We start from the raw sequence: 16,874 nt of genomic DNA, 5'->3' as shown, positions 1-16,874 counted from the left end.
TTCCGGGTGACCATGAATACGCACCGGGGAATCAGCGGTGTCGCGGTTTCGAAACAGCCATCGCGCGGTACACAAGATTCAGCCGAGGAGAAATGGCCCCGAGGCAATACCTCATCGAGGGCTACTCACGTATAGTCGTGATTCGGCGACGTTCCGTGATTGCGCGATCGTTCCTGGTCCGCGCCCGCGGTCCGGGCTAGCCGAAGTCTTCCACCGAGTGTCGGCAATTCGCTAGGCGTGTCGGTGAAAACTCGGCAAAGTCGTCCGTTATGTCCGGTTTTGGGCGGTCCGTTCCCGCGTTGATTCTGAATTGTGTCACCCCCGTCTTGGCTCAGGCACCGGGACTGTGCTGGAATTCGTTTCCTGAACGGACCGGCGAGCGCTGCGCTCGAACGGTCGAGTCACCCGCCGCACCACGACGCCCATAGAGCGAGCCGAGCACGGGCCGCCCGGGTGTCGTAGGACACGGCCCAGAATCTGGTGAGGGCAAGTGCAGACACGACCCGTGACCCCGCGCCGCGAGTCCGCCCAAGGCGGCGCTCGGAGCTCCGGTGTCAACACGGCCGGGTCCGAGCGGCGACGCGGCATACGCCCGCCGAGTCAGCCGCCCGCCCCAGGCGCCGCTCCCGGCGCCGAGCGCCCCGGACGCTTCTCGATCCGCAGCTGGCGCGTGCGCAACCGGCTCTTCCTCCTCGTGTGCTTCCCGCTGGTCATCGCGATCGGCGTGGCGGCCACCCGAGTCAGCACCCTGTACCAGGACCGCACCCACTACGCGAACGTCAAGTTCCAGGCGAACACGGTCGCCACCGTCGAGACGCTCGTCCTCGCTCTGCAGAACGAGCGCCAGGCCGCCGCCTACTGCGTCGCGGCCGCCGACGGCGGCACGTGCAGCGCCTCCGGCACGAACACCGCGACCTACTACTCGGACTTCGAGTACGCGGTCAAGAACACCCAGTCCACCCTGGCCAACCTGACCGCCTCCGCGCAGGCCGTGGCCAACGGCAGCTCCTACGCGGCCGCGCTGCGCGCGGCCACGGTCGAGGCGGTCGGCCGCACGAACGACCTGCCCAGCATCGAGAAGGTCGTCACCGGCTCCTCGGCGCCGTACACGGTCACCTACAACGCGTACAGCGGCGTGATCGACGACGTCCTCCAGGTCGTCACCAACGCCGCCTCCGGCGCCTCCGACGTCTCCCTGACGCAGGACCAGGAAGCACTGACCTCGATCACCCAGATGGTCGAGGCGGAGTCCGAGGCCGCGGTGATCACCGGCCAGGTGATCCACGCGCAGGCCCCGCTCGGCCCGGCGATCATCCAGCAGGCCCAGGCCACGACGCTGCAGGACGCCCTCGCTGCCTACCAGTCCGACGAGCAGGGCTTCCAGTCGGTCGCCGCCTCGTCGCTGGTGCAGTCCTTCAACGCGACGGTCTCCGGACCCGAGGTGGCCGGCGCCTCCGCCGGTAACGCCGCGGCGCTGTCCGTGCTGCAGTCCTCGACCTCGGGCAGCAACACCTACGCGGCCAACGCGACCAACCTGGCCGCCTCGGTCGCCGACGACGACCTCGCGACCACGCTGGGCAACCTGCGCGCCGTCCAGGCCGCGACGATCGCCCAGATGCAGAACGACGCCCAGAACCTGCTGGACAACGCCGACAACGACCTGTACCTGAACATCGGCGTCATCATCGTCGCGCTGCTGCTCTCCTTCGTCGGCACCATCCTGGTGGCCCGGTCGCTGACCGGTCCGCTGAGCCTGCTGCGCGCCGCGGCCCTGGACATCGCCTCGACGCGACTGCCCGAGATGGTCCGCCGGCTGCGCGACGCGGACGCCGCCACGGCCGACGCGAACAGCCGGGTCGAGCCGATCCCGATCACCTCCTCCGACGAGATCGGCGAGGTGGCGCGGTCCTTCGACGAGGTCCACCAGCAGGCCGTCCGGCTGGCCTCCGAGCAGGCGATGCTCCGGGCGAACGTCAACTCGATGTTCGTCAACCTCTCCCGCCGTTCCCAGTCGCTGGTCCAGCGCCAGCTGCGGCTGATCGACGAGCTGGAGAACTCCGAGCAGGACCCGGACCAGCTGGCGAACCTCTTCAAGCTGGACCACCTCGCCACCCGTATGCGCCGCAACGGTGAGAACCTGCTGGTCCTCGCGGGCGAGGAGCCCGGCCGCAAGTGGAGCCAGGCGGTCCGCCTGCTCGACGTGCTGCGCGCCGGCGCGTCCGAGGTGGAGCAGTACGAGCGCGTCCAGCTGCAGGGCCTGCCGGACACCAACGTCGTCGGCCGCGTCGTCAACGACCTCGTGCACCTGGTCGCCGAGCTGCTGGAGAACGCGACCTCGTTCTCCGCGCCGGAGACCCGCGTCACGGTCACCGCGAACACGCTCAACACCGGCGGCGTGATGCTGGAGATCGAGGACTCCGGCATCGGCATGACCCCGGAGGAGCTCGACGACGCGAACGAGCGGCTGGCCAACCCGCCGGTCATCGACGTCGCCATCTCCCGCCGCATGGGCCTGTACGTGGTCGGCCGGCTGGCCACCCGGCACGGCATCCAGGTGCGGCTGCGCCGCTCCGCCGGCGGCGGTATCACCGCGCTGGTGCTGGTGCCGAGCTCGCTGCTGGCCGGCGTCGAGAACGAGCAGGCCCCGGTCACGGAGCTGTCCGCCACCGGCGTGCGCAACCTCGGCGGCGTGCTGCCGCGGCGCGGCGCCATCGGCTCCGAGGGCTTCCCGGACTTCGCGCAGCAGCCGGAGATCGGCGGCCCGCAGCAGTCCTCCGGCCTCGGCTCGCTCGGCGGCCTCGGCGGCGGCCCGCAGGACTTCCCGCCCGCCCCGGAGCGCTCGCTCGGGCAGTCGATACCGAGCGCGCGCACGCCGCTGGACGAGCAGCCCGACGCGACGCTGCCGGCCCCGCCGGTCGGCCCGCCGGTCAACCCCTTCGCCGGCTCGCCGCGCGACGAGGGCTCGATCGGCCTGCCGTTCAGCAGCCCGGAACCGCACGACCTGCCCGCCGCGCCCTTCGGCCGGCCGGAGCAGCAGCCGGAGCCGGCCTCGTCCTTCGGGGCCGAGGGCCTGCCCGGGCTGCCGCAGCAGCAGCGCGCCGAGAACCCGTTCGCGGGCGAGCCGCGCGGCCACGCCGGCCCGTTCGTACCGGAGCCGCAGGCGCCGGCCGCCCCGCAGCCGCCGGCCGCCCCGAACAACCCGTTCCGGGCCGCCCCGCGCAACGAGCTGAACCTCGGCGGCACGCCGCAGCAGTTCCAGCAGCTGCCGCTGCAGGGACAGCCGAACGCGCCGCAGCAGCCCGACTCCTTCGAGCGCTCCGGCCAGCAGCAGATGCCGCCGGCCCCGCAGCGCGCGCCGCAGCCGCAGCCGGAGCCCCCGGCCGCGCCGCCGGCCCGGGCCGCGGAGGCGACCGGCCAGCTGCCGCGGATCCGCGACGTGGGCAACACGGGCCAGTTCCCGGCCGTGCGCAACTCCGGCAACACCGGCCAGATCCCGGCGGTGCCCCCGCAGGCCGCGCCCGCCCCGGCGGCGCAGCAGCAGCCCCCGGCCGTCGCCCCGGCGCCGCAGCAGCCCCAGCAGCAGCCGCGCACCTCGGACGACACCAGCGAGTTCCGGCTCGGCGGCCTCGGCCGCCGAGGCGCGGCCCCGCAGGACGAGCTCGGCGGCTCCGGCGAGTTCAGCGTGGCGGAGCGGCTGTTCGCGGCCGACCCGCTGCCGCCGGCCCCGGCCACCGACGAGCGGCTGCCGATCTTCGAGGCGATGGAGTCCGAGTGGTTCCGCCGCCGCGACGAGGCGCGGGCCCAGGCGGCGCAGAACCTGCAGTCGCGTGCCGAGGCCCCGGCCCCGGCCGTGGCCCCGCGGGTCGAGCCGGCCGCCCCGGCACCCGCCCCGGCGCCGGCGCCGGTCGCGGAGCAGCTCCCGCCGCTGTCGCTCTCCGGGACCACCACCCCGGAGGCGCCGCGCACCATCCAGCCCACGCCGTCGGCCCAGGCGACGGCAGCACCGACCTCCGCAGGAGAAACGCCTATGGAGTCCCCCCTGCCCGCCCGGCAGCCCGCGCCGGAGGCGCCGGTTGGCCAGCAGCCCGTCGGCGCGGGTTCCGCCGCCTGGTCCTCCCCGGGCGACGAGGGCTGGCGCGCCGCCCAGGCCGCCGTGAAGCCGGTGGCCGCGGGCCTGACCCAGAAGGGCCTGCCCAAGCGGGTGCCCAAGTCCAACCTGGTGCCCGGTTCGGCCGGCGGTACCGGCGCGGCGAAGGCCACGCCCCCGCCGATGCCCGCCCGTTCGGCCGAGGAGGTGCGCGGCAAGCTCTCCAGCTTCCACCGCGGACTGCGCCAGGGCCGCGACGCGGCGACCGGCACCGGCGGCGAGCAGACCGAGGGCGAGCAATGATGTACGTGTCCCCGTCCCTGCCCGGCGTCTCCCACGCGCCGGGGGCCCGCGAGCCTCGACCCGCCACCGCGGTGCGGGGCACGATGGAGCCGGACGCAGCTTTGCCGAACCGTATTTCAGGCACTGATTTGGAAAGGGCACAACCGTGAGCGAGCTGAGCCAGGCGGCCCAGAACCTCAACTGGCTGATCACCAACTTCGTGGACCGCGTGCCGGGGGTGGCGCACACCGTCGTGGTCTCCTCCGACGGCCTGCTGCTCGCGGTCTCCAACGGCTTTCCGCGGGACCGGGCCGACCAGCTCGCCGCGGTCGCCTCCGGTCTGTCCAGCCTGACCACCGGGGCGGCCCGGATCTTCGAGGGCGGCTCGGTCACGCAGACCGTCGTCGAGATGGTCCGCGGCTTCCTGTTCGTCATGGCGATCAGCGACGGCTCGGTGCTGGCCGTCCTCGCCTCCTCCGACTGCGACATGGGCCTCATCGGCTACGAGATGGCCCTGCTGGTGGAACGGGCCGGCGACGTCCTGACTCCCGCGCTGCGCGCGGAGCTGCAGAACTCGCTGCCCCGGTAGTCGCTGCCGCTCTCCCCGACGCGAAGGACGGTTTCATTGAGTTCAGGACAAGACTCCTCACCGCTTGTCCGCCCGTACGCCATGACAGGCGGCCGGACGCGGGCGCGCTATCAACTGGCCCTGGAGGCGCTGGTCTCGACCACGCCGCAGGGACGCAACCCCGGCTACGGACTGATGCCGGAACACCAGCGCATCTGCGAACTCTGCGTCGAGATCAAGTCGCTGGCCGAAATCGCGGCACTGATGCGGATGCCCCTGGGCGTAGCCCGGGTGATGGTCGGCGACATGGCCGAGTCGGGTCTCATCGCCGTTCAGCAGCCGGGCGCCGCAGAGGGCAAGCCCGACCTCGCGCTTCTGGAAAGGGTGCTCCTTGGACTTCGCAACCTCTAGCCCGGGCTACGCCGCGCCCGCGCCTTCGGGGCCGACCACCTCGGTCAAGATCGTCGTGGCGGGCGGGTTCGGAGTCGGCAAGACCACCTTCGTCGGCGCCGTCTCCGAGATCAACCCGCTGACCACCGAGGCGGTCATGACGGCGGCGAGCGACGGGATCGACGACCTGACGAAGGTCCCGGACAAGACCACCACCACGGTGGCCATGGACTTCGGCCGTGTCTCGCTCGACCGGGATCTGATCCTGTACCTGTTCGGCACGCCCGGACAGAACCGGTTCTGGTTCATGTGGGACGACCTGACCCGCGGCGCCATCGGCGCCGTCGTGCTGGTCGACACCCGCCGCCTTGCCGACTGCTTCGCCGCGATCGACTACTTCGAGGACGCGGGGCTGCCGTACATCATCGCGGTCAACTGCTTCGACGGCCTGCTCAGCCACGAGATGGACGACGTGCGCGAGGCCCTGTCGGTCCCGACCGACGTGCCGATCGTCACGTGCGACGCGCGCTCGCGCGAGTCGACGAAGCTCACGCTGATCCGGCTGGTCGAGCACTCCATGTCGCGGTTCGCCGCGATGCGCTGACCCGCCCGACCGGCCCCGGCCCGCTCTCCAACCGTCCGGAGCGCGGCCGGGGCCGAGGCCTGCCCCGGCTTATACGCGGCCTCACTCGATCGGACGCGGCGACAGGTTAGCCACGGTGCAACCGGGTTACCTTGCGACCATGGCGACGATGACGACGAACGTCCAAAGGGGCGAGGAACACTTCGGCTATGTGGTGTTCATCGCGGCCGCGGCGGCGATGGGCGGCTTCCTGTTCGGCTACGACAGCTCCGTCATCAACGGGGCGGTCACCGGCATCCAGAAGCACTTCAACGTGGGCTCCAACGCGACCGGCTTCGCCGTCGCGTCCGCGCTGCTCGGCTCGGCCGTGGGCGCCTGGTTCGCCGGCCCGATGGCCGACCGGATCGGCCGGGTGAAGGTCATGCTGATCGCCTCGGTCCTGTTCATCGTCTCCGGCGTCTTCTCCGGCCTCGCCTTCAGCATCGTCGACCTGTCGATCTGGCGCATCGTCGGCGGCGTCGGCATCGGCATCGCCTCCGTCATCGCCCCCGCCTACATCGCCGAGGTGGCCCCGCCGCAGTACCGCGGCCGGCTCGGCTCGCTCCAGCAGATGGCGATCGTGCTGGGCATCTTCATCTCGCAGCTGATCAACTACGGCCTCGGCGAGGCGGCCAACGGCCAGACCACCAACACCCTGTGGGGTCTGCAGGCCTGGCGCTGGATGCTGATCATCGAGGCGTTCCCGGCGCTTCTCTACGGACTGCTCGCGCTGCTCGTGCCGGAGAGCCCGCGCTACCTGATCGCGAACAACAAGCACGACCAGGCCGTCGAGGTGCTCACCAAGGTCGAGGGCCAGAACATCGACGTGGAGGGCCGGATCGCCGAGATCCACCAGGTGCTCGCCTCCGAGCGCAAGCCCGTCTTCCGCGACCTGCTCGGCCCGAACGGCTTCGTGCTGCCGATCGTGCTGATCGGCATCGGCCTGTCGGTCTTCCAGCAGTTCGTCGGCATCAACGTGATCTTCTACTACTCGTCGCTGCTGTGGCAGTCGGTCGGCTACAACGTCTCGAACTCGCTGCTGCTGTCCGTCTCCACGTCCATCGTCAACGTGGTCGGCACCGTCGTCGCGATCGCGGTCATCGACCGGATCGGCCGCAAGCCGCTCGCCCTGATCGGCTCGGTGGGCATGACCATCTCGCTCGCCGTCGTCGCCTTCGCCTTCTCGCACGTGAGCACCGCCTCCGGCGTCGGCTCGATCCCCAAGACCTACGGCACCACCGCCATCGTCGGCGCGCACGTCTACGTGTTCTTCTTCGCCATGTCCTGGGGCGTCGTGGTCTGGGTGCTGCTCGGCGAGATGTTCCCGAACAAGATCAGGGCCCTGGCGCTCTCGGTCGCCGCGTCCTTCCAGTGGGTGGCCAACTTCGCGATCTCCCAGTCCTTCCCGACCATGAGCCGCTGGTCGCTGTCCGGGTCGTACGTCATCTACGCGTGCTTCGCGTTCCTGTCGATCCCGTTCATCCTCAAGTTCGTGAAGGAGACGAAGGGCAAGGCGCTGGAGGAGATGGGCTGATCAGCCCGTCTCGGTCGTCAGCCGCACGAGCAGGTCCTCCGCCTCGGCGTACTCGATCGCGCCGAGGAGGCCCGCTGCCCGCAGGTCGGACTCGAAGCGGCGGACCCGCTCGGCGAACCCGGCGGGAGCGGCGAGCACGGCCGAGCCGACCTCGGTGCGCATCGAGAGCTTCGCCTCGGTCTTCGCCTTGCGCACGGCGCCGATCGCGGCCGACGCCGCGTCCAGCAGCCGCCGGTCGCCCGCCGCTCCTGCCACGTCATCCGTGCCCGCCACGTGGGCCCACTCGTCCGCCGTCGGCCACCCAGCAGTGTGGATCGAGCCCTCGTGGGTCCAGGACCACACCTCCTCGGTCGCGTACGGCAGGAAGGGCGCGAGCAGCCGCAGCAGGCCGCCGAGCACGAGCCGCAGCGTCAGGCGGGCCGAGTCGGAGCCGGCGTACGCGCGCTCCTTGACCAATTCCACGTAGTCGTCGCAGAAGGTCCAGAACAGCCGCTCGGCCGCGGTCAACGCCGCCGTGTACTCGTACGCGTCGAACGACCTGGTTGCCTCCGCGACCGTAGCCCCGAGCGCGTCGATGACGGCCGCGTCCAGCGGGTCGGTGACCGTCGCGCCCGGCGCCGCCTCGTCGAAGGCGTAGACGAACTTCGCCGCGTTCAGCACCTTGGTCGCCAGCCGCCTGCCGACCTTCATCTGCCGCGGCTCGAATGCGGTGTCGGTGCCGGGCCTGCCGAGGGCGGCCCAGTAGCGCACGCCGTCCGCGCCGAACTCATCGATCAGGTGCTCGGGGGTGATGGCATTGCCCACCGACTTCGACATCTTCTTGCGGTCCGGGTCCAGGATCCAGCCGGCGATCGCCGCGTGCCTCCACGGCGTCGCGTCCTCCTCGAGCATCGAACGCACGACGGTCGAGAACAGCCAGGTGCGGATGATCTCGTGCGCCTGGGGTCGCAGATCCATCGGATACGTCACCGCGTGCAGCGCGGGGTCGTCGAGCCAGCCGGTCGCGAGCTGCGGGGTGAGCGAGGAGGTGGCCCAGGTGTCCATGACGTCGGGCTCGCCGGTGAAGCCGCCCGGCACGTCGCGCTGCGCCTCGGTGTAGCCGGCGGGCACGGCGCTCTGCGGGTCCACCGGCAGGTCGGCCTCGTCCGGCAGGATCGGCCGCGCGTAGTCCGGCACGCCGTCGGCGGTCAGCGGATACCACAGGGGGAACGGCACGCCGAAGTAGCGCTGGCGGGAGATCAGCCAGTCCGCGGACAGGCCGGACACCCAGTCGTCGTAACGCGCCCTCATGAACGCCGGGTGCCACGTGATCTGCGCACCGCGGGCCAGCAGTTCGTCCCGGTGCGCCATCGTGCGGAAGAACCACTGCCGCGAGGAGACGATCTCCAGCGGCCGGTCGCCCTTCTCGTAGTACTTCACCGGATGCGTGATCGGCCGCGGCTGCGTGTCCCCCAGCAGCTCGAGGATCGCCTTGCGCGCCTGGTTGGTCGTCATCCCGACCAGCGGGTCGTAGGCCTGCTGCGCGGTCGGCGAGTCGAATTCGAGCGGCCGCAGCCTGCCGTCGCGGCCCACGATCGTCCGCGTCGCCAAGCCCAGCTCGCGCCACCACTGGATGTCGGTCTGGTCGCCGAACGTGCAGACCATCGCGATGCCGGAGCCCTTGTCGGGCTGGGCAAGCGGATGCGCGAGCACCGGCACGCGCACGCCGAACACCGGCGTCGTCGCCTCCTTGCCGAACAGGCCCCGGTACCGCTCGTCGTCCGGATGCGCCACGAGCGCGACGCAGGCGGGTAGCAGTTCCGGGCGAGTCGTCTCGATGAGCACCGGCGCGCCGTCGACGGTGAACCGCAGCCGGTGATACGCCGAGGGCCGCTCGCGGTCCTCCATCTCCGCGTTCGAGACCGCGGTCTGGAAGTCCACGTCCCACATCGTCGGTGCCTCGGCCTGGTACGCCTCGCCCTTGGCCAGCAACCGCAGGAAGCCGGTCTGCGCGACCTTCCGCGCCCGCGCGCCGATCGTCGTGTACGTGCGCGACCAGTCCACGGACAGCCCGAGCCGCCGCCACAGGTGCTCGAAGGCGCGCTCGTCCTCCACGGTCAGCGCTTCGCAGAGCTCGATGAAGTTGCGCCGGGAGACGGACTGCGTCCCGGGGCCGGCGGCGAAGTCCGGGTCGTACGGCAGCGAGGGGTCGCAGCGAACGCCGAAGTGGTTCTGCACGCGGCGCTCGGTGGGCAGGCCGTTGTCGTCCCAGCCCATCGGGTAGAACACGCGCCTGCCGCGCATCCGCTGGTAGCGCGCGATCAGATCCGTGTGCGTGTACGAGAACACGTGCCCGACGTGCAGCGAGCCGGAGACCGTCGGCGGCGGGGTGTCGATCGAGTAGACCTGCCCGCGCGAGTCCGGCGCCACGAAGCGGTAGATCCCGGCGTGCGCCCAGGCCTTCGACCACTTCTCGTCCAGTCCGTCCACGGACGGACGCTCCGGAATCGCCACCGTCGAGCTCCCTTCGGCTACCTGGCCGGCGCCGCCTTCAGGGCCAGCAGCGCCATGTCGTCGCTGAGCGGCCCGTCGCCGAACCGCTCGACGCCGCGCTGGATGCGCGCGGTGATCCCGGCCGCCGAGAGCGCCTTGCAGTCGGCGAACATCCGGGCCAGGCCCTCGTCGCCGAGCATGTGCCCGCCGTGCCGCCGTTCCGAGGCGCCGTCGGTGTACCCGAGCAGCGCGTCACCGGGCCGCAGCACGACGGTATCTATGTGGAAGCCCGGATCGCCATCGATTACCCCGAGCAGCGGCTGCGAGGACGCCGAGGTCTCGACCAGGCCGTCCGCGCGCAGGATCAGCGGCGGCGGATGCCCGGCGCAGATCAGCGCGAGGCTGAGCGAGCCGTCCGGCTGCGGCTCGGCCTCGGCGTAGGCCAGGGTCAGGAAGCGGCCGCGCTCGCCCTCGTCCAGGATCGCCTGGTTCAGCCGGTGCAGCACGGTCGAGGGCCGCAACCCCTCGCGGGCCAGCAGCCGCAGCGCGTGCCTGGCCAGGCCGGTGACGGCGGCCGCCTGCGGGCCGGTGCCGCACACGTCGCCGATCGCCAGGCCCCAGCAGCCCTGCCGGATCTCGAACACGTCGTAGAAGTCGCCGCCGACCAGCGTCTCGTAGGAGCGGTCCGCGATCGCCCCGTCCTGGCCGGCCGGGTGGTAGAAGACGGCGATGTCGGCGCCCGCGACGCGCGGGATCTCCGGCGGCAGCAGCGAGGACTGCAGCAGGTTCGCGGTCCGTCGCAGTTCGGCGTAGGACAGCGCGGCGTCGTAGGTCACCGAGATCCGCCGGGCCAGGTCCCACGCCAGGTCGGCCGCGTCGCGCGCGAAGCCGACCGCGGGCGCCGTGGCCAGCGCGATCGTGCCCAGCGGACGGCCGCGCGCCTCCAACGGCAGCACCAGCAGCTCGCCGGGCCGCAGGTCGGCGGCCTCGGTCGCCGGCCACAGCGCGCCGTCGACGCCCGGCGCCGGCTCGCCGGATGCGCTGACCGCCTCGGCCAGCGCGTCGTGCAGCTCCTCATCGGCGTGCCAGACCAGCGGCGGCTTCGGCCGGCCGGTCTCCTCCCGCCGGTAGATCGCGCACCAGCGGGCCAGCGAGGGCACCAGCAGCTGCGCGGCCAGCGCGAGCGTGCGCTCCGGGTCCAGGGAGCCGGCGAGCAGCTCGCCCGCCTCGGCCAGGAAGGAGAGCGCGGCGCGCCGGCTCTGCCCGGCCTCGGCCAGCCGCGCGGTCTCCACGGTCAGCGCGATCCGCTCGGCCTCCGCGGCCAGCCGCAGCGCGTCCGGCTCGCCGAAGCGGCCCGGCGCGTGGTCGGCGACGGCGATCAGCCCCGTGGTGCGCCCGCCGACCGTCAGCGGCGCCGTGGCCAGCGAGCGCAGGCCGAGGTCGGCCAGCGCCGCGAGCAGCGCGCTGGAGTGGTCGCCGGGGCCGATCAGGTCCGGGTAGACGGCCGGGAACGCGGACAGGTCGATCCGGCTCGCCGCGCTCGGCGACTGGGTCACCGAGGGCAGCGAGCCCGCGCGCAGCCCGGCGGTGGCGCGCAGCCGCAGCGTGCCCGGCGCGTCCTCCTGGGCCAGCAGGATCACCGCGGACTCCATCTCGAACAGGTTCCTGATGTGCTCGGCCACGCCGCGCAGGTGCTCGTCGAGCTCCTCGATGCTGTGCGGGTCCCACTGCGGCAGGTCGTCCGCGGCCTCGGCGGCCGGGACCGGGGGCAGCACGTCGGGCGCGCCCGCGGGTCCGCCGGGCAGCCGGAGCTCGAACCAGACCTGCTTCGCGCCGCGCGAGTACTGCACACCCCACGAGTCCGCGAGGTAGGTGGTCAGATACAGGCCGTAACCGTGCTCCGCTTCACCTGTCTCGGCCCCCGGGGGCGTGGTTTCCGGCGCTCCGGGCGCGGGCAGGGGCTTGCTCGGATGCCGGTCGGCCACCTCGACCCGGATCCCGGCGGGGGCTCCGTCGGCGCCGGGCCGAAGCTCGCAGTGCACCGAGGCCGACGTGCCCGCGTGCACGACGGCGTTGGTCACCAGCTCGCTGGTGAGCAGCAGGGCGTCGTCCAGCACCGTCTCGAGGCCGTAATCGGCGGACTTGCCCCATTCCGTCAGGGTTTCCCGGACGAAACGGCGCGCCCGGTTGGCCGCGTCGGGCGCGGCGGCGAACTGGGCGGCGCGGGACTGGCTCACGACGTGCAGTCTAGAACGAATGCGCCCGCTGTATTTCGGATCCAATCCGGACAACGGCGCAGCCGAACGGCATACGATACGAGGACGGACGCTTTACCGCGGCCACGCGCCGCCGCGGTCTGAGCGGGGAACGACGACTTCGCCCGACCACCACCCGGGGCGATAAGGAGTGCCGATGACGCAGCGCCCGACGACCATGGCAGATGCGGCGGTGGACGAGGCGACCGCGGCCGAACTGGCCGAGGCGCTGCGCACCCTGCGTTCCGTCCGGGACGGCGACCTGCGCCGGCGCCTCGACGTGCGGCCCGGCTCGCCGATCGCGCAGATCGCGGCCGTGGTCAACGAGATCGTGGACCGCGAGCAGGCCCTGCACGCCGAGCTCGGCCGGGTCTCCAAGGCGGTCGGCCGCGACGGCAGGCTCGGCGCGCGCGTCGCGCCCGGGCCCGGCGGCGGCTCCTGGCAGCGCACCGTCGAATCGGTGAACGGGATGCTGGACAACCTGGTGCTGCCGATCCAGGAGACCAGCCAGGTCGTCGAGATGCTCGCCGAGGGCAAGCTGCGCGAGGCCGCGGCCGTCCCGGTGGACCACCAGGTCGACGGCCGCACGCTGCGCGGGGACGTGCTGCGGCACGTGCGCGGTGTGAACAGGCTCACAGCCCAGCAGCTGCGGCTGCACGAGGCGATCGAGTGGATGACCCGGCAGGTCGCGGGGGAGCAGACCGGGCCCGGCCAGTTCGCCGGGCGCCCGGACGCCCCCGCCTCCGAGGGGCCGCGGGCCGGCCAGTTCCCCGGCGAGTGGTCCACCCTGATCGGCTCGATGGAGCAGACCTGGGCCCGGCTCGGCGCGCAGGTGCACGAGCTGCTGCGGGTCACCACGGCGGTCGCCGGCGGCGACCTGTCGCGCAAGGTCGAGGGGCCGGCCGCGGGCGTCATGGAGGAGCTCAAGACCACCATCAACTCGATGGTCGACCAGCTCTCCGGCTTCGCGTCCGAGGTCATCCGGGTCACCCGCGAGCTCGGCACCGAGGGCCGCCTCGGCGGCCAGGCCGAGGTGCCCGGCGCCGACGGCACGTGGAAGGACCTGACGAACTCGGTCAACTCGATGGCGCTGAACCTGACCGCCCAGGTGCGCGACATAGCCGGCGTCACCACCGCCGTCGCCGAGGGCGACCTGTCGCAGAAGATCACCGTCGAGGTCGCCGGCGAGATGCTGGACCTCAAGGAGACCATCAACTCGATGGTCGACCAGCTCTCCACCTTCGCCGACGAGGTCACCCGGGTCGCGCGCGAGGTCGGCACCGAGGGCCGCCTCGGCGGCCAGGCCTGGGTCCCCGGCGTGGGCGGCACGTGGAAGGACCTGACGAACTCCGTCAACAGCATGGCGTCGAACCTGACCAGCCAGGTGCGGAACATCGCGCTGGTCACGACCGCGGTGGCGCAGGGCGACCTGTCCAAGAAGATCGACGTCGACGCGAGCGGCGAGGTCCTCGAGCTGAAGAAGACCGTCAACGCGATGGTGGACCAGCTCTCCGCGTTCGCCGACGAGGTCACCCGGGTCGCCCGGGAGGTGGGCACGGAAGGGCAGCTCGGCGGCCAGGCGACCGTGCCGGGCGTCGCGGGCGTGTGGGAGGAGCTCACCATCTCGGTGAACTCGATGGCGTCGAACCTGACCAGCCAGGTGCGTAACATCGCGCTGGTCACGACCGCGGTGGCGCAGGGCGACCTGTCGCAGAAGATCACCGTCGACGCGCGCGGCGAGATCCTCCAGCTGAAGGACACCGTCAACACGATGGTGGACCAGCTCTCCGCGTTCGCCGACGAGGTCACCCGGGTCGCGCGCGAGGTCGGTACCGACGGCCAGCTGGGCGGCCAGGCGCACGTGCGCGGCGTCGCCGGCATCTGGAAGGACCTGACCGACACGGTCAACGTCATGGCCTCGAACCTGACGACCCAGGTGCGGGGCATCGCGCAGGTCGCCATCGCCGTCGCGCGCGGCGACCTGTCCGAGAAGATCGACGTCGACGCGCGCGGCGAGGTCCTGGAGCTGAAGAACACGATCAACGCGATGGTGGACCAGCTCTCCGCCTTCGCGGACGAGGTGACCCGGGTCGCGCGCGAGGTGGGCACCGAGGGCCAGCTGGGCGGCCAGGCCAAGGTCCCCGGCGTGGCCGGCACCTGGAAGGACCTGACCGACACCGTCAACGTCATGGCGAACAACCTGACCGGCCAGGTCCGCAACATCGCGATGGTGACCACGGCCGTGGCCCGCGGCGACCTGTCCAAGAAGATCGACGTGGACGTGCGCGGCGAGATCCTGGAGCTGAAGAACACCATCAACACGATGGTCGACCAGCTCTCCGCGTTCGCCTCCGAGGTCACCCGGGTCGCGCACGAGGTCGGCACGAAGGGCCAGCTCGGCGGCCAGGCGACCGTGCCCGGCGTGGCCGGCACCTGGCAGCGGCTGACCGAGTCGGTCAACCAGCTCGCCGGGAACCTGACCACCCAGGTGCGCGCGATCGCCGAGGTGGCCACCGCGGTGACCAAGGGCGATCTGACCCAGCAGATCGACGTCGACGCGTCCGGGGAGGTGGACGCGCTCAAGGACAACATCAACAAGATGATCGCCAACCTGCGCGAGACCACCCGGCGCAACCAGGACCAGGACTGGCTCAAGGGCAACCTGGCCCGCATCAGCAGCCTGATGCAGGGCCAGCGCGACCCGCTGGCCGTGGCCCAGCTGATCATGGCCGAGCTCACCCCGGTGGTCAACGCCCAGCACGGCGCGTTCTACCTGCTCGAGGGCGACCGGCTGCGGATGCTGGCCGGCTACGGCCGGGCCGCGCTGACCCCGGACGGCGAGAGCGAGTCCTTCCGGCTCGGCGAGGGCCTGGTCGGCCAGGTCGCCGCGCAGCGCAAGCAGATCCTGCTCAGCAAGGTGCCCGCCGGCTACCTGCGGATCGGCAGCGGCCTCGGCTCCGCGGACCCGGCCTCCCTGATCGTGCTCCCGGTGCTGTTCGAGAACCAGGTGCTCGCGGTCATCGAGATCGCCTCCTTCCAGCAGTTCACCGAGATCCAGCTGGCCTTCCTGAACCAGATCATGGAGTCCGTCGGCGTCACGGTGAACACGATCATCGCCAACTCGGTGACCGAGGACCTGCTCGGCAAGTCCCGGCAGCTCACCGCCCAGCTCGAGGAGCGCTCCGAGGAGCTGCAGTCGCAGCAGGAGGAGCTGCGCCGCTCGAACGCCGAGCTCGCCGAGAAGGCCGCGCTGCTGGCCAGGCAGAACAAGGACATCGAGGTCAAGAACTCGGAGATCGAGCAGGCCCGCCGGGTGCTGCAGGAGCGCGCCGACCAGCTCGCCCTGGCCAGCAAGTACAAGAGCGAGTTCCTCGCCAACATGTCGCACGAGCTGCGCACCCCGCTCAACAGCCTGCTGATCCTCGCCCGGCTGCTCTCCGACAACAACGAGGGCAACCTGACGGTCAAGCAGATCGAGTTCGCCGAGACCATCCACGGCGCGGGATCCGACCTGCTCGGCCTGATCAGCGACATCCTCGACCTGTCCAAGATCGAGGCGGGCCGGATGGACGTGCAGGCCTCGCCGATAGCGCTCTCCTCGCTGGTCGAGTACGTGGAGGCGACCTTCCGGCCGCTGACCGCGGAGAAGGGCCTGGACTTCGCCGTCCGGCTCGACCCGCGCGCCCCCGCCGAGCTGCACACCGACGAGCAGCGGCTGCAGCAGGTGCTGCGCAACCTGCTGTCCAACGCGGCCAAGTTCACCGCGGAGGGCACCGTCGAGCTGCGCATCTCGGTGGCCGAGCAGATCCACGTCGGCGACGGCGAGGAGATGGTCACGCTGCCCAAGGCGGTGGCCTTCGAGGTCGCCGACACCGGCATCGGCATCGCCGAGGAGAAGCTGCGGATCATCTTCGAGGCCTTCCAGCAGGCGGACGGCACGATCAGCCGCAAGCACGGCGGCACCGGCCTCGGACTGTCCATCAGCCGGGAGATCGCCCACCTGCTCGGCGGCGCGATCACCGTGCAGTCCACGCTCGGCCGCGGCTCGGTGTTCACGCTCTACCTGCCGATGGAGCCGCCGATCCAGGCGATCTCGGTGCCGCGGGTGCGGATGCCGGAGCAGCGCGTGCTGGCCGGCGACCCGGACTCGCACGGCGCCGCCGTGGAGGCCTCCGCGCAGGGGTCGGCGTCGCGGCGCCCGGGCAGCGCCGACGCGCGGCGCCCGCAGCAGGGTACTGACAGCGCACCGCGCTACTCCGGCCGCTTCGACGGCGAGGTGGTGCTCGTCGTGGACGACGACGTGCGCAACGTCTTCGCGCTCACCAGCGTCCTGGAGCAGCACGGGCTGACGGTCCGTTACGCGGAGAACGGCCTTGAGGCGATCGACATGCTCGAGCGCGCCGACCGGATCGACCTCGTGCTGATGGACATCATGATGCCCGAGATGGACGGGTACACGACGATGCGCGCCGTACGCCGGATGGAGCGCTTCGTCGACCTGCCGATCATCGCGCTCACGGCGAAGGCGATGCAGGGCGACCGCGAGAAGGCCATCGAGGCCGGCGCCTCCGAGTATGTGACGAAGCCGGTCGTCACCGGGCAGCTGCTCGAGCTGATCAGACTGTGGCTCACTGCGAGTGACGGCCCCGGCCGGGTACGGTAGA

Annotated in this window: 7 protein-coding genes and 1 pseudogene; 6 read left to right on the top strand and 2 right to left on the bottom strand. The window is 71.7% G+C overall.

Annotated features, from left to right (window positions below):
* Positions 1-490 precede the first annotated feature (490 nt).
* The 5 genes and pseudogenes from KDK95_RS14235 to KDK95_RS14215 all read left to right on the top strand — a co-directional run bounded on the left by KDK95_RS14235 (position 491) and on the right by KDK95_RS14215 (position 7,483).
* The gene (locus KDK95_RS14235; protein WP_212518617.1) at positions 491-4,390 is read left to right on the top strand and encodes a nitrate- and nitrite sensing domain-containing protein; all 3,900 of its coding nucleotides are present in this window, start codon (positions 491-493) and stop codon (positions 4,388-4,390) included.
* Between the two features lie 145 nt (positions 4,391-4,535).
* Entirely contained in the window at positions 4,536-4,958 is a 423-nt protein-coding gene (locus tag KDK95_RS14230; protein WP_349259512.1) for a roadblock/LC7 domain-containing protein, read from the top strand.
* 6 nt (positions 4,959-4,964) lie between these two features.
* Positions 4,965-5,348, top strand: a pseudogene (locus KDK95_RS14225) (DUF742 domain-containing protein); the annotation flags it as partial.
* A complete protein-coding gene (locus KDK95_RS14220; RefSeq protein ID WP_212518615.1) occupies positions 5,329-5,931 on the top strand; it encodes a GTP-binding protein in 603 nt (200 codons plus the stop codon). The pseudogene KDK95_RS14225 and the gene KDK95_RS14220, both read left to right, overlap by 20 nt.
* A 139-nt stretch (positions 5,932-6,070) precedes the next feature.
* Positions 6,071-7,483 carry a sugar porter family MFS transporter gene (locus tag KDK95_RS14215; protein ID WP_212518614.1) on the top strand — a complete coding sequence of 471 codons (1,413 nt, stop codon included), beginning with the start codon at positions 6,071-6,073 and terminating at the stop codon, positions 7,481-7,483.
* Here KDK95_RS14215 and valS read toward each other — a convergent pair whose 3' ends face one another.
* Positions 7,484-9,976, bottom strand: coding sequence for a valine--tRNA ligase (valS, locus tag KDK95_RS14210; protein ID WP_212518613.1), 2,493 nt, complete (start codon positions 9,974-9,976; stop codon positions 7,484-7,486). It abuts the gene before it with no gap.
* Positions 9,977-9,993: 17 nt separating this feature from the next.
* Complete coding sequence (locus tag KDK95_RS14205) at positions 9,994-12,192, bottom strand: SpoIIE family protein phosphatase (protein WP_212518612.1); 2,199 nt, start codon at positions 12,190-12,192, stop codon at positions 9,994-9,996.
* A 175-nt stretch (positions 12,193-12,367) separates the two neighbouring features.
* On the opposite strand from KDK95_RS14205, the gene KDK95_RS14200 reads away from it, so the two are divergent.
* Complete coding sequence (locus KDK95_RS14200; protein ID WP_249161220.1) at positions 12,368-16,873, top strand: HAMP domain-containing protein; 4,506 nt, start codon at positions 12,368-12,370, stop codon at positions 16,871-16,873.
* Position 16,874 lies beyond the last annotated feature (1 nt).

The organism is Actinospica acidithermotolerans, assembly GCF_018139625.1.
Classification (GTDB): Bacteria; Actinomycetota; Actinomycetes; order Streptomycetales; family Catenulisporaceae; genus Actinospica; species Actinospica acidithermotolerans.
This window is presented reverse-complemented; position numbering and strand designations above follow the sequence as displayed.